Annotated in this window: 13 protein-coding genes; 4 read left to right on the forward strand and 9 right to left on the reverse strand. The window is 41.4% G+C overall.

Annotated elements, in window-relative coordinates:
* Positions 1-227 precede the first annotated feature (227 nt).
* From recG to asnC, 3 genes are read right to left on the reverse strand one after another with little or no spacing between them, the layout of a single operon-like run.
* The gene (gene recG, locus OIZ54_RS19975; protein WP_096740252.1) at positions 228-2,309 is read right to left on the reverse strand and encodes an ATP-dependent DNA helicase RecG; all 2,082 of its coding nucleotides are present in this window, start codon (positions 2,307-2,309) and stop codon (positions 228-230) included.
* 60 nt (positions 2,310-2,369) lie between these two features.
* On the reverse strand, positions 2,370-3,056 hold the full coding sequence (gene trmH, locus OIZ54_RS19980; protein ID WP_024032415.1) for a tRNA (guanosine(18)-2'-O)-methyltransferase TrmH: 687 nt from the start codon (positions 3,054-3,056) through the stop codon (positions 2,370-2,372).
* A gap of 40 nt (positions 3,057-3,096) precedes the next feature.
* Positions 3,097-3,555, reverse strand: a complete 459-nt coding sequence (gene asnC / locus OIZ54_RS19985; RefSeq protein ID WP_004588258.1) for a transcriptional regulator AsnC — start codon at positions 3,553-3,555, stop codon at positions 3,097-3,099.
* A gap of 196 nt (positions 3,556-3,751) precedes the next feature.
* Between asnC and asnA the strand changes: the two genes are divergently transcribed.
* The gene (gene asnA / locus OIZ54_RS19990; protein WP_264391136.1) at positions 3,752-4,747 is read left to right on the forward strand and encodes an aspartate--ammonia ligase; all 996 of its coding nucleotides are present in this window, start codon (positions 3,752-3,754) and stop codon (positions 4,745-4,747) included.
* 24 nt (positions 4,748-4,771) lie between these two features.
* On the opposite strand, the gene OIZ54_RS19995 is transcribed toward asnA, so the two are convergent.
* The 6 genes from OIZ54_RS19995 to OIZ54_RS20020 form a co-directional block, all read right to left on the reverse strand.
* A complete protein-coding gene (locus OIZ54_RS19995; protein WP_054983951.1) occupies positions 4,772-6,379 on the reverse strand; it encodes a DUF342 domain-containing protein in 1,608 nt (535 codons plus the stop codon).
* A 151-nt stretch (positions 6,380-6,530) separates the two neighbouring features.
* The gene (locus OIZ54_RS20000; protein ID WP_004588255.1) at positions 6,531-6,923 is read right to left on the reverse strand and encodes a RidA family protein; all 393 of its coding nucleotides are present in this window, start codon (positions 6,921-6,923) and stop codon (positions 6,531-6,533) included.
* Between the two features lie 12 nt (positions 6,924-6,935).
* Positions 6,936-9,041, reverse strand: a complete 2,106-nt coding sequence (gene spoT, locus OIZ54_RS20005; RefSeq protein ID WP_004588254.1) for a bifunctional GTP diphosphokinase/guanosine-3',5'-bis pyrophosphate 3'-pyrophosphohydrolase — start codon at positions 9,039-9,041, stop codon at positions 6,936-6,938.
* A gap of 127 nt (positions 9,042-9,168) precedes the next feature.
* Positions 9,169-9,444, reverse strand: coding sequence for a DNA-directed RNA polymerase subunit omega (gene rpoZ, locus OIZ54_RS20010; protein ID WP_004588253.1), 276 nt, complete (start codon positions 9,442-9,444; stop codon positions 9,169-9,171).
* Between the two features lie 114 nt (positions 9,445-9,558).
* On the reverse strand, positions 9,559-10,179 hold the full coding sequence (gene gmk / locus OIZ54_RS20015; protein WP_264391137.1) for a guanylate kinase: 621 nt from the start codon (positions 10,177-10,179) through the stop codon (positions 9,559-9,561).
* Positions 10,180-10,294: 115 nt separating this feature from the next.
* Positions 10,295-11,155 carry a YicC/YloC family endoribonuclease gene (locus OIZ54_RS20020; protein ID WP_024032427.1) on the reverse strand — a complete coding sequence of 287 codons (861 nt, stop codon included), beginning with the start codon at positions 11,153-11,155 and terminating at the stop codon, positions 10,295-10,297.
* Between the two features lie 163 nt (positions 11,156-11,318).
* Between OIZ54_RS20020 and rph the strand changes: the two genes are divergently transcribed.
* Genes rph through OIZ54_RS20035 form a run of 3 tightly spaced genes read left to right on the forward strand, consistent with a single transcriptional unit; the run spans position 11,319 to position 13,131 of the window.
* Complete coding sequence (gene rph / locus OIZ54_RS20025; RefSeq protein WP_004588248.1) at positions 11,319-12,032, forward strand: ribonuclease PH; 714 nt, start codon at positions 11,319-11,321, stop codon at positions 12,030-12,032.
* 12 nt (positions 12,033-12,044) lie between these two features.
* The gene (gene pyrE, locus OIZ54_RS20030) at positions 12,045-12,689 is read left to right on the forward strand and encodes an orotate phosphoribosyltransferase (RefSeq protein WP_004588247.1); all 645 of its coding nucleotides are present in this window, start codon (positions 12,045-12,047) and stop codon (positions 12,687-12,689) included.
* A gap of 58 nt (positions 12,690-12,747) precedes the next feature.
* The gene (locus OIZ54_RS20035) at positions 12,748-13,131 is read left to right on the forward strand and encodes a diacylglycerol kinase (RefSeq protein WP_096740248.1); all 384 of its coding nucleotides are present in this window, start codon (positions 12,748-12,750) and stop codon (positions 13,129-13,131) included.
* Positions 13,132-13,326: the final 195 nt, after the last annotated feature.

Genomic DNA, 13,326 nt, shown 5'->3' on the forward strand with positions numbered 1-13,326 from the left:
ACTACGACATCGCCAGGCTCCAAATACAAGAAAGCCCGACTCGAAAGAGCCGGGCTTTTTTACGTCTACAGAAAAGTAAAAATACATTCCAGATATTATTCGCACAGTCTCCACCTCCTCCATAGCGTGGGTTGAGTATCACGAAACCCGCGGATAAGGCTCGCCGCACATCTTTGTATGGTAAATATAGCGTTTCAGCACTGAGCTTTAAGAGTACTTTAGCGTAATTATGCTTGTGCGTAGTTAGATTTATTACCTAGCCAGCGATGAATTAAAGGGTCTATAAGGTCGGGGTTTTGCTTTAGCATTTGTTGAGCAATGGGCCTGACTTGATTTAGCGTGTGTTTATCTCGAGTAAGATCCGCTATTTTAAATTCTGCTAAGCCAGTTTGTTTAGTGCCGAGCACTTCACCTGGCCCACGTATTTCTAAATCTCGCTCTGCGATGACAAAGCCATCGTTACTGTCTCTTAATACACCTAAACGTTTTTGAGCGGTGTGAGAAAGGGGAGCGTGATATAACAGTACGCAATGCGAAGCGGTGGCTCCTCGTCCTACGCGCCCGCGTAATTGATGTAATTGTGCTAACCCTAAGCGTTCAGGGTTTTCTATGATAATTAAACTGGCATTAGGTACGTCTACACCTACTTCTATTACAGTTGTTGCAACAAGTACGTGAATATTGCCTGCTTTAAAGTCGCTCATGATCGCTTGTTTTTCAGCGGCTTTCATACGGCCATGAACGAGCCCGACATTAAGCTCTGGCAACGCCTCTTTTAATTGTAATGCGCTGTCTTCAGCTGCTTGGCATTGTAGGGCTTCTGATTCGTCAATAAGAGTACATACCCAATAAACCTGTCTGCCTTGTTCATTACAGGCAAGCTTAACACGGTTTATTATATCGTCTCGGCGTGTATCAGGAATGGCCACAGTGGTTATAGGTGTGCGCCCAGGTGGTAACTCATCTATCACTGAGGTTTCTAAATCGGCATAGGCCGTCATAGCCAATGTACGCGGAATAGGGGTTGCGGTCATGACTAACTGATGAGGGTAACAATTACCAAATTTGCCTTTTTCACGCAGTGAGAGGCGTTGATGAACACCAAAGCGATGTTGCTCATCTATGATAATCAATACTAAGTTATTAAATTTTACCTCGTCTTGAAATAGGGCGTGTGTGCCCACTATCATTTGCGCTTCCCCTGAGGCGATTTTTTCAAGTGTATTAGTACGCTCTTTTCCTTTAGTTTTACCGCCTAGCCAGGCAACGTTAATCCCAAGACTTTCAAACCATTGCTTGAAATTTATTCCGTGTTGTTCAGAAAGGATTTCTGTAGGTGCCATTAGGGCAACTTGAAAACCTTGTGCTATTGCTGTTAATGCACTTAATGCTGCAACCAGTGTTTTACCTGAGCCTACATCACCTTGTACTAATCGCATCATGGGGTAGGCATGCTGTAAATCCCCTTTTATTTCGGCTACAACTCTATTTTGTGCATTAGTCGGTGCAAAAGGGAGTTGCGCTAAAAATTGGCTCTCTAATGTATTTGTAGGGCTTAGGGAAACTGCACTTACTTGCTGCCCTTGCTCGCGTACTTTTAATAAGCTTAAGTTTTGGGCAAGTAGCTCTTCAAATACTAAGCGTTGTTGTGCCGGATGCATGCCTTGTTCAAGCGAAATAATATCAACATCATTCGCAGGGCGATGAAGTAGTAATAAAGCGTCACTTAATTGCATATGTGACGGTTGCCATTTTTCAGGGATAAGCTCTTCAACAGAATACTTATGTAATAAATCGATGGCTTGTTCACTTAACGCTCTAATTGATAATTGTTTTAAGCCTTCGGTGGTTGAATACACGGGGGTTAGTGTTGCAGCGGTTGGTTGCTCGTTTGGGGTATCGCTAATGCTGTATTCTGGGTGGCTCATTTCAAAGCCAACGCGCCCGCGTCTTACCTCACCAAAGCAACGGATTATTTTGCCACTGCTAAATGCGTTTTTTTGCGCTGCTGTAAAATTAAAAAACCGTAAAGTAAGCCTACCTGTACCATCGTTTATTTGCACCACTAACATACGCCGTTTACCAAAGGTCACTTGGCTTGTTTCTATTGTTGCCTCAACAGTGCAGTGGCTGTGTAAAGTAACATCGTTAATAGCATAAATACGGGTACGATCTTCATAGCGTAAAGGCAAATGAAAGAGCATATCTTGCACGGTAGCTATACCTAGCTTTTGTAGGCGTTCGGCCATTTTTGGGCCTACCCCTTTAAGTTCTGTAATAGGGTATTGGCTTAAGCTAGGTTTAGACAATGTAGGCTCAAATCTGTTTATTTGTGAATGAGTTAAGTGTACTCACAGGTTTGCTAAGCATCAAGCATGTTTTAAAGCTTGCCAAAACTGCTCGTTAGCGACTATTTCACCTTCTTCATCGAGTGGTGGGTAAGGTAGGTTTTTTAATCTACATTGTTTAGCAATAACTGGGTGATACCCTTCAAAATACATAGGGTGTTTAATCTCTTCACTTAGCATATCGCGCTTATATAGCCCTGCTTTTTCTCGTTGCTGCTGTGCTTCAAATAAAATAAGCGCAGCAGCTACTGATACATTAAGTGACTGCACCATGCCTTGCATAGGAATAATAATGTTTTGATCGGCGTGTTTTAGCGCGCGCTCAGAAATCCCCGTTTTTTCTTGGCCAACGATTATAGCTGTGGGTTTTGTGTAATCGATTTCTCTAAAATCTACAGCATCTTCGCTCAAGTGTGTTGCTAATATTTGTACATCTGGGTTGTGCTTTCGCATCATTGCAGCAGCATCATCAATATTTTTATGCAGGTGTGTTTCTAGCCAGTTTTTACTGCCACCAGAAGTATTATTGGTCAGCCATTTTTGGTTTTCTGGCCATACAGCATGCACATGATGGCAACCTACTGCATCAGCACTTCTTACAATAGCTGAGAGATTATGATGTTTATGTACGTCTTCTAGGCAGACCGTTAAGTCTGTTTGGCGACGTGAGAGCACGTCTTTTATTCGTTGGTAGCGATTTTGCTGCATGGTGATCCTCTTTTTTGATAATTATACGTAATTTTATCTATTAAGGCATTACTGTGCGGCTAATTGGATTTTGCAAAGAGATTAGGGTCTCGGTTGATTGAATAGCCTCTATAGCTTGTATTTTATTAATGAGCACGTCTTGCAGATGGTCGATAGACTTGGCCATTACCTTTATAAAAATGCTGTAGTTACCCGTGGTGTAATAAGCTTCAACTACTTCTTCTAATGCTTCTAGTTTAATCAGTGTTTCTGGGTAGTCGCGAGCGTTGTTTAAGTTAATACCAATAAAGCAACATACATCGTAACCAAGTTGCTTTGTACTAATGCTTAATTGGGTGCCGGTAATGATGCCCGCTTGTTTCATTTTTTCTACGCGTACGTGAATTGTGCCGGCACTTACAGCAAACCGTTTAGCTAATTCTGCGTAGGCTGTACGGGCATTGGCCATTAGTGCGTGAAGTATCTGTTTATCGAGATTATCGATTTGATAATTTTCCATTATTTTTGCTTACTTAAATTAGCGAATCTACATTTTTATACCGTGTAAATTAATCGATTTTGCATATTAAAGCTATTTTTATTATGGGTTGTTGAATTAAAAGTTTAAATCGTTACAGTAACCTCATTAAAGGCGCCTGCAGGGTGTTTTTTCATTAATAAGCAAGTAACAATAACTGGGAATGAGGCCAATTATTATGAGTTCACACTATGTGCAGCAACAGCAGCAAATAAGTAAAGTTAAGCAGTTTTTTTCACAGCAATTAGAGCTGCAACTAGGGTTAGTTGAAGTTCAGGCTCCTATTTTGGCCAAAGTAGGTGATGGCACACAAGATAACCTGAGCGGCCACGAGAATGCAGTTGCTGTTAACGTAAAAGCAATTACCGATAGCAGCTATGAAGTTGTTCATTCACTTGCTAAATGGAAACGTAAAACGCTAGCGACTTACGGCTTTTCTGTAGGTGAAGGTATTTATACGCAAATGAAAGCGTTGCGCCCAGATGAAGACTCATTAAGCCCAATACACTCTGTTTATGTTGATCAATGGGATTGGGAGAAGGTAATTTGCCAACGTACTGAACGTACGCTCTCTACATTACAAGACACAGTTAAAGCCATTTACACTGGCATCAAGCAAGCAGAGCAGTTTGTAAGTGAAAGCTTTGGTATAGCCCCATTCTTACCCAGTGAAATCACGTTTATACACAGTGAGCAATTACGCAAAATGTACCCTGAATTTAGCGCAAAGCAACGCGAAAAAGCCATTGCACAAGAGTACGGTGCGGTATTTTTAATTGGTATTGGGGGGGCATTAGGTGATGGTAAAATCCATGATGTACGCGCTCCAGATTACGACGATTGGTCTACCCAAACGATTGACGGATACACAGGATTAAATGGCGATATTTTAGTGTGGAACCCTGTGTTAGAAGATGCCTTTGAAATATCATCTATGGGTATTCGTGTAAGCCCTGATGTATTAAAAGCGCAATTGAGCATAACAGGCGATGAAGAACGCCTAGCATTCGATTGGCATAAAGCATTATTAGAAGAGGCTTTCCCACAAACAATTGGTGGCGGAATAGGGCAATCGCGCTTAGCAATGTTATTACTGCAAAAGCAGCATATTGGACAAGTCCAAGTAGGTGTATGGCCAAAGCAAACGCACGATACGGTAAGTGGCTTACTGTAAATTATAATGGGCGCTTAATGCGCCCTAATGTGTTTTAAAGTTTATTTCTACTTTATTGTTTTGTAGGTTTATATTGCAAGGTGGGTAGTTGCGGGTAGTTTTTAATACTTTATCAAAAATATGGATCTCTACCCCTGAGTGTAATGATGTATTAACGACGAGATTTGCATCGCTTAGTAGGTCGTGGAGTTCATGATCTAGGCTAGATAACTTTTTCTCTAGCTGCTCTGCTTGTTGGCAATAATGCTGCTGTGTTGCGCCAATTTTTTTAATGAGCAGGTTCTTCTTTTCTATATCTTTTACTTTATCTGCTTTTTCAAGTGCTGCTTGAAGGGTATCAAGCTGCTCATCGGTTTTTGCTAAGTCTTTAAAGCAGTTATCTGTGTCGGCCGTTATTTCAGCGCCGGATGCGGCTAAATTGATTGCCATTTTTGCGCCTGATTCATTACCTATTTCGCCAGCAATTAACACGGTTGCATCAAGAATCTCTCCACCAAAAATTTTCCCTTTGGGTAACTCTGTTTGGCCAACTTGTAATAAGTGTTTTGCTTTAATAGCACAATGGCTGGCTTGGCGGTCTATAAAAATGTTTTTGCCCTGCATATAACAGTATTGTGCGTGAGATACATGCACATCACCTTCACTTTTAATAGAGCACGACAATGTTTTATCTTCGAGCTTTTGATGGCCAATAATGCCTTGCTTTACAGTGATGTTTCCGCCGGCTGATAATTCGCCAGATTCAACCGTGCCAAAAACAGTAATGTCGCCTTTTGCGGTGACTCGCATTCCTGGGTCAATGTTTTTAGTCACAATAACACTGCCTTCAAAATCAATATGGCCGCTTTTAACATCTACATCAGAGATGGTAAAAATATCATCAACTCGCATACCGTTAGGTATTTCTACGGGGACCCCCGCTGTTGTAGAAACAAGCTCGAGCGGATTTGTTTTTGATATTTCGGCGCCTTCGCCTGCCACTAACTTTTTATTTTCACCGGGTTTAGCCGGTAGTATGTCACCTACTACAGTGAATCCTTCTTTACCGGGAGTTGCAGGTTGCTGGCGGATCAGTACAGTGCCGGGCTCTACGCTTGCCAGTTTACCAAAGTCGCGCATATCAACACTGCCATCTTCCTTCATTTTTGGTGCTTTTAGGCGATCTTTGAGGGTTTCTACCATAGCTACAAATTTTGTTGCTGTGCCTTCTGCTGGTAGGCGGCCTTTGGCTAGAATCCCTTTTGCCACTGTACCTGGGGGTAAGTTAAATTGTTTATCTAAAAGCTGCTCTAAAAAAGCTTGTTTGTAACCACGAACAACCCCTGCTTTTATGAGTTGTTTTTTGCCCTCTTCTAATGAAAGTACTTTACCACCATAAGCTAAGGTTAGCTCACCTATGGCTTGCATTTTATCTTCACTTAACGTTACCACAAGCGATGCATCGTGCTTACTTGCTACAACCAAGGTTGGCTCATTATTTTGCGCTTTAAAAAAATTATCAATAGCCTCGTGGTCAATTTTGCATTCGCAAAACGTCGATTTCTCGAGTGCATCAATTATAAAAGCGGCGCTAGGTGGAGCGTGCTTACTTACATCAAGTAATACGTTCCCATTATTGGCAAGCTTAAACACTAGTTAATCCTTTTCTACTACTTAAGTTAAGATTGATTTTATTGCATGATTACAGAGTGCTAGATATTTACATGTGAGTCAAGAAAGGGCGATAAACAAAGACTAGCAGTAAAAAATAGAGCTATAAAGGGGGTTTATAGCTCTGTATTTATTAATTAGTTGAAGGAAGTTCCATAATGCCGTCAATTTCAACTTGTGCGCCTTTTGGAAGAGCACGTACACCTAGTGCTGCACGAGCAGGATAAGGCTGCTTGAAATATTGGCTCATTACTTCATTCACAGTGGCAAAGTTTGATAAGTCTGTTAGGTAGATATTAATTTTAACAAGATCTTGGATTTTACCGCCTGCTTCTTCGCACACCGCTGTAATATTTTTAAATACTTGATGTGTCTGCTCGCTAAAGTCTTCTGAAACCATTTCCATTGTTTCTGGGACAAGTGGGATTTGTCCAGATAAATAAACGGCAGTACCTACTTTAACCGCTTGGCTATAAGTGCCGATAGCAGCAGGTGCTTTTTCGGTAGAAATAAATGCTTTATTCATGAGTTTCCTATTTTACTTTTTACGATAGACTCTTTGCACATCAGGCATCACGCGAATGCGGCGCATAATATTAGCAACGTGGACGCGGTTTTTAACGGTAACGCCCAAGTCTATCACATATAAATTACTTTCTTTTTCGTCGGTAGTGATCTCAACAATGTTGGCTTGGGTTGTAGCAACAACATTTGTGAGTTTAGCTAAAGCCCCTTGGTGGTTAATTATTTCCACCCGTAGCGCAGCTATATATTCTTTTTCTGGATTGTCATCCCATTTTACAACCAGGTATTTTGAGCGTTCGTTTTCCCAACCGCGAATATTTTTACATTCTTGGCGGTGAACCGTAAGCCCTTTACCTTGGCTAATATGTGCAGTGATGGCATCCCCTGGTACAGGTCGGCAACACTTAGAATAATTAACCAACATGCCTTCGGTACCAATAATGGTTGCTTTGGCTTGTTTGCTAATATCAGACAAGTCGTCGCTTTCTTCTTGCAATAAGCGTTTAGCGATTAACACGCTCATTAAGTTACCTGCGCCTATTTCTACTAATAATTCTAATACTGTAGATAGTTCGTGCTCTTCGAGTACGCGGGCTATGTTTTCATCGGCAATGCTGTCGAGCTTATTTTCACCCAAGGCAGAATCGAGTAAGCGTCGGCCTAATAACAATGCTTCTTCTTGGTGTTGGCTCTTAAGGTAGTTTCTTATCCCTAAACGTGCTTTACCTGTAACTATAAAGTTTAACCACGTTGCATTAGGGTGTGCACCCGAGCTGGTAATAATTTCAACACTTTGCCCAGTATCTAAGGCTTTGCTTAGTGGGTAAGGTTTACGGTTTACTCTTGCACCTACACAAGTGTTACCTACATCAGTATGTACCGCGTAAGCAAAATCAACCGCGGTAGCGCCCATTGGCAACTCTACTATGCGGCCATCGGGGGTAAATACGTATATTTCTTCTGGGAACAGCTCGGTTTTAACGTTCTCGACAAATTCGAATGATGAGCCAGCACTTTGTTGAAGCTCCAGCAAACTTTGCATCCATTGACGCGCACGCTGTTGAGCTGTATTACCTGCGCCATCACCGGCTTTTTTATACATCCAGTGCGCAGCAACCCCTTTATCGGCCATGTGATCCATGTCATGCGTACGCACTTGTATTTCTACCGGAATACCGTGTGGGCCTACTAATGACGTATGCAAAGACTGATAACCATTTGTTTTAGGTACGGCAATGTAGTCTTTAAAACGCGTTTCGATAGGTTTATACAGGTTATGTGCAACACCTAACACGCGATAACAGGTATCCATTGCATCTACGTTTATTCTAAAGGCGTAAATATCCATTACCTCATTAAAAAGCAGCTCTTTATTAAGCATTTTTTTATAAATGCTATAGAGGTGTTTTTCGCGCCCAGAAACCGTAGCCTTAATACCAGACTCTTCAAGACGTGCTTCTATTTCGGTTTGAATATTAGAAATAACTTCTTTGCGATTACCTCGCGCTTTTGCCACTTCAGATTTAAGTGCGCGATGACGCATAGGGTATAAAGCCTGAAAACCTAAATCTTCTAGCTCATTTTTAATATCGTGAATACCTAAACGGTTTGCAATAGGTGCGTAAATTTCAAGTGTTTCACGGGCAATACGACGCCGCTTATCAGGGCGCAGAGCGCCTAATGTACGCATATTGTGAGTACGATCGGCCAGTTTAATTAAAATAACCCGAATGTCTTGGGTCATAGCCATGATCATTTTTCGGTAGTTTTCAGCTTGAAATTCTTTTTTGTCTTTAAAGCTGAGCTTATCGAGCTTACTTACCCCTTCAACAAGTTCGGCAACCGTATCGCCAAATATTTCGGCTAAGTCCTGTTGGCTAAAATCGGTATCTTCAATAACGTCATGCATTAGCGCGGCCATAAGTGTTTCATGGTCAAGGTGCATGCCAGCAAGAATTTGGGTTACTTCAACAGGGTGAGTAATGTACGGCTCGCCGCTTGAGCGAGTTTGCCCCTCGTGAGCCTCTCGGGCTACCACGTAGGCTTTTTGCACTAGCTCTACTTCAGCAGCAGGCAAGTATTCAGATATTTTCTTTTTAAGACCTTCAAAAAGATACATTCACACTCCAATGTTCTCGTGAAGCAATAAGTAACGGTAAGTAATAGAATATACGATGAAAAGAGGGGATTGCCAACGGCTAGAGTAGAAATACTGAGCCGTTGACTAAATCAAACCGGGTGGTTGATTATTGATTACCGCCAACAATAGCAGCAACCGCAGCTAATTCAGCTGCTTCTTGGTGTTGTTGTTCTTCACGGTCAATAACGTCCATTGATGAACTATCAACTAAACCTTTTTCGATTTCACGTAGAGCGATAACGGTTGGTTTGTCATTTTCAGCGTCTACTAGTGGGTCTTTACCACCAACAGCAATTTGGCGGGCACGACGAGCCGCAACTAAAATTAAGTCAAAACGATTACCAATTGCATCTACTGCATCTTCAACTGTTACGCGAGCCATCTCAGCACTCCAAAATAATTTAAAAGCAAAGGCGTAGTTTACTGCAAGCAGCTTGTTTCGCCAATAGCCAGTGGTTAATTTTTACCAGTTTTCCCTGTAAAGGGCATAAATGGCTTATTTAAGTAAGTTTGTAATTAAATCGTGATGACGACTAGCTTGGGCTTTTAAGGTTAAGCGCTGCGCTAATACGATAGTTTCAATATTGCTAAGGGCGGTTTCAAAATCATCGTTAACCACAACATAATCATATTCATTGTAGTGCGATGTTTCTGATTGCGCTTTAGCCATACGCCCAGCGATGACCTCGGCAGAATCTTGGCCTCGGTTATTTAAGCGCTGCTCAAGCTCTGCTTTAGAAGGGGGCAAAATAAAAATTGTTTGTACGCTTGGCATAATTTCGCGCACTTGCTGCGCACCTTGCCAGTCAATATCTAAAAATACATCAATACCGGCATTCAGCTGCGACTCAATAGCCTGCTTTGAAGTACCGTAGTAATTATCGAATACTTGCGCCCATTCAAAAAAATCATCTTTAGCAATTAATGCTCTAAATTCATTGGCGCTTACAAAGTGATAATGCACCGCGTTTTCTTCACCAGGGCGAGGGCTTCGGGTGGTATGCGAGACCGATACTTTCATATCTGCATGTTTTTTTAATAACGCTGTGATTAAGCTAGATTTACCCGCACCAGAAGGCGCCGATAAAATAAATAAATTTCCGCGAGTTTGAGCCATGTTTTTCTCTACTTAAAATAAACAGGCTTGGACTAAATCAATAATCCAAGCCTTTAATTACTCTATTGTACTTTATTTAACTAATTGTGCTCAAGTAAGTAGCACACAAGTACAATTACTCAATATTCTGGATCTGCTCTCTCATCTGCTCAATAAGCACTTTTAGCTCTACAGCTGCATTAGTAATATCGCTATTAATAGACTTAGAGGCTAGGGTGTTTGCTTCGCGGTTAAACTCCTGCATCATAAAATCTAAACGGCGGCCACACGCGCCACCTTTATTAAGAATTTTTTTAGTTTCTTTTACGTGCGATTTTAAGCGGTCGAGTTCTTCGGCAACATCTTGCTTTTGCGCAAGGTAAATAAGCTCTTGTTCAAGGCGAGATTCGTCAATGTCGGTTTTTAAGTCTTCAAGCTTTTGATTAAGCTTTTCACGCTGCCACTTTGCTATTTCTGGTAAGTGACTTTCTACTACAGTAACTTGCTCAAGTATGGCATCAAGGCGAGTGGCAATCATTTCTTCTAAATTTGCGCCTTCATCGCCACGGGCTGATTTAAAATCTTCAACTACTTGGTCAAAGCCCGCTATAAGTGCTTTATTAACGGTATCTAAATCGAGCTCCTGTGCTTCCATTACGCCAGGCCAGCGCAGTATATCAACTGGGTTAATGTCGCCACTGCTTTGTTGCTGCACCCATTTAGCACTATTTATTAGTTGCTCAGCAAGTGACTCATTAATTGATAGCTCACCCACGTGTGCTGGATTTGCAACAAACTTTAAAAACACTTCAACTTTACCGCGTTGCAAATTTTTACGTAAACGCTCACGAATTACCGGCTCCATGCCACGAAATTGCTCTGGTGCGCGAATAAACGTTTCAAGGTAGCGCTGGTTTACTGAACGAATTTCCCAGGTGCCAGTGCCCCAATCGCCTTTAATTTCGCGACGCGCATAAGCAGTCATACTGTGGATCATGGATAAGTTCCTAAAATTTATTAATACAATATTGCGATGATTATACCGTAACACTGCTTAACCTCTAGAGAAAATTTATTACGCTGAATATTTTACAATCAGCATGGCATCTACCTGCACATGCACTTATAATGTCGCAAATTCAGAATTAAGGGGATCGTCAATGCGTCCAAGCGAAAGAACACCTAACCAAATTAGACCGGTATCATTTACACGTAATTACACATTACACGCTGAAGGCTCAGTACTTGTTGAGTTTGGTAATACCAAAGTACTTTGTACTGCTACGGTTGAAGCAGGTGTACCACGTTTTATGAAAGGCCAAGGTAAAGGTTGGATCAACGCTGAATACGGTATGCTACCGCGCTCAACGCATACGCGTAACGCACGTGAAGCAGCACGTGGCAAGCAAGGCGGTCGTACTATGGAAATTCAACGCTTAATTGCTCGCGCATTAAGAGCTGCAGTAGATTTAAAAGCGCTTGGCGAAAACACCATTACAATTGACTGTGATGTGATTCAAGCTGATGGCGGAACACGTACTGCATCTATCAGTGGTGCATGCGTTGCTTTAGTTGATGCACTTACTCACATGCGCGCTAAAGGAATGATCAACTCAAACCCACTTAAGCACATGATTGCTGCTATTTCGGTAGGTATTTATAAAGGTCAACCAATTAGTGATTTAGAGTACCTTGAAGATTCTGAAGCCGAAACCGATATGAACGTAATTTTAACTGAAACAGGTAAAATTATTGAAGTGCAAGGTACCGCAGAGGGCGAACCATTCTCGTTCGACGAATTAGATGAGCTACTTACACTGGCTAAACATTCAATCCGTGAAATTATTGACGTCCAAAAACAAGCGTTAGCATAAGCGAGTACCCCAATGAAAGATTATCAAAAAGAGTTTATTGAATTTGCTTTAGAAAAGCAGGTTTTAAAATTTGGCGAGTTTACCCTTAAATCAGGTCGTACAAGCCCATACTTTTTTAATGCTGGCCTTTTTAACACAGGACGTGATTTAGCACGTTTGGGTCGTTTTTATGCATCAGCCCTCGAAGACGCTGCAATAGAATATGACGTTTTATTTGGCCCAGCTTATAAAGGTATTCCTATTGCAACCACTACTGCAGTAGCGCTGGCAGATCACCATGATAAAGATGTACCTTATTGCTTTAACCGTAAAGAGAAAAAAGCACATGGTGAGGGTGGTACATTAGTAGGTTCTGCATTAACGGGCAAAATTATGCTGGTGGATGATGTGATCACCGCAGGCACTGCAATTCGTGAATCAATGGAAATCATTGCCGATAACGGCGCAGACCTAAGTGGTGTACTAATAGCACTTGATCGCCAAGAAAAAGGCAAAGCTGAGCTTTCAGCTATTCAAGAGGTTGAGCGCGACTTTAATACCAAAGTGATCTCTATTGTAAAATTAGCTGATCTTATTAGCTACCTTGAGAGCCAAGGTACAATGGACGAGCATTTAGCATCAGTTAAAGCATACCGAGATCAATACGGTATTGCCTAACTAAAAAAAGCCTCGCAATTGCGGGGCTTTATTTTGACGACAGTAAATAGAGCTAATAATGAAAGATGTATTTAAACCTAACGGCCTTGGTATAAAGCGTATATTTAAAGCAACGCATTGTTCATACCTTGGTTTTAAAGCGGCCTTTATAGAAGAAGCGGCTTTTAGGCAAGAGTTGCTACTTAGCATTATTTTGCTACCCATTTCTTTTTGGCTAGCTTCATCGGTATTACATTGGGCATTGTTAGTAAGTACATTACTGATCATATTGATTGTGGAATTACTTAATTCAGCAATAGAAGCGCTCACTGATCGCGTAAGTACAGAGCGCCATGTATTATCGGGGCGTGCGAAAGATATGGGATCTGCAGCGGTAACACTCTCATTAATGATCCTTACGATCGTGTGGGGTGCTAGTTTGTATATAAAGTTATTTCAGTAAATCCCCTATATAAACCAATTAATACACCTAAAATGTTAATAAAGTGCTAGTTATGTTGTGTTTTTAGCGCATTTAGCTCAAATACTCAGCGAACAGTCATTTATTTCAAGTTTTCTTTAAAAAAGGGTTGATCTGTTTTCGGATCTCCCTATAATGCGACCCCACTGAGACGGCAGAGCGCAACGCATAGCGAGG

Source organism: Pseudoalteromonas sp. A3 (assembly GCF_025942345.1).
Taxonomy (GTDB): Bacteria; Pseudomonadota; Gammaproteobacteria; order Enterobacterales; family Alteromonadaceae; genus Pseudoalteromonas; species Pseudoalteromonas atlantica.

Coding starts and splice junctions, on each gene's coding strand:
- gmk (WP_264391137.1), bottom strand. CDS start 10,179: ATGGCTCAAACTCGCGGAAATTTATTTATTTTATCGGCGCCTTCTGGT.
- OIZ54_RS20020 (WP_024032427.1), bottom strand. CDS start 11,155: ATGATCCACAGTATGACTGCTTATGCGCGTCGCGAAATTAAAGGCGAT.
- rpoZ (WP_004588253.1), bottom strand. CDS start 9,444: ATGGCTCGCGTAACAGTTGAAGATGCAGTAGATGCAATTGGTAATCGT.
- spoT (WP_004588254.1), bottom strand. CDS start 9,041: ATGTATCTTTTTGAAGGTCTTAAAAAGAAAATATCTGAATACTTGCCT.
- asnC (WP_004588258.1), bottom strand. CDS start 3,555: ATGGAAAATTATCAAATCGATAATCTCGATAAACAGATACTTCACGCA.
- pyrE (WP_004588247.1), top strand. CDS start 12,045: ATGAAAGATTATCAAAAAGAGTTTATTGAATTTGCTTTAGAAAAGCAG.
- rph (WP_004588248.1), top strand. CDS start 11,319: ATGCGTCCAAGCGAAAGAACACCTAACCAAATTAGACCGGTATCATTT.
- trmH (WP_024032415.1), bottom strand. CDS start 3,056: ATGCAGCAAAATCGCTACCAACGAATAAAAGACGTGCTCTCACGTCGC.
- OIZ54_RS20000 (WP_004588255.1), bottom strand. CDS start 6,923: ATGAATAAAGCATTTATTTCTACCGAAAAAGCACCTGCTGCTATCGGC.
- asnA (WP_264391136.1), top strand. CDS start 3,752: ATGAGTTCACACTATGTGCAGCAACAGCAGCAAATAAGTAAAGTTAAG.
- OIZ54_RS20035 (WP_096740248.1), top strand. CDS start 12,748: ATGAAAGATGTATTTAAACCTAACGGCCTTGGTATAAAGCGTATATTT.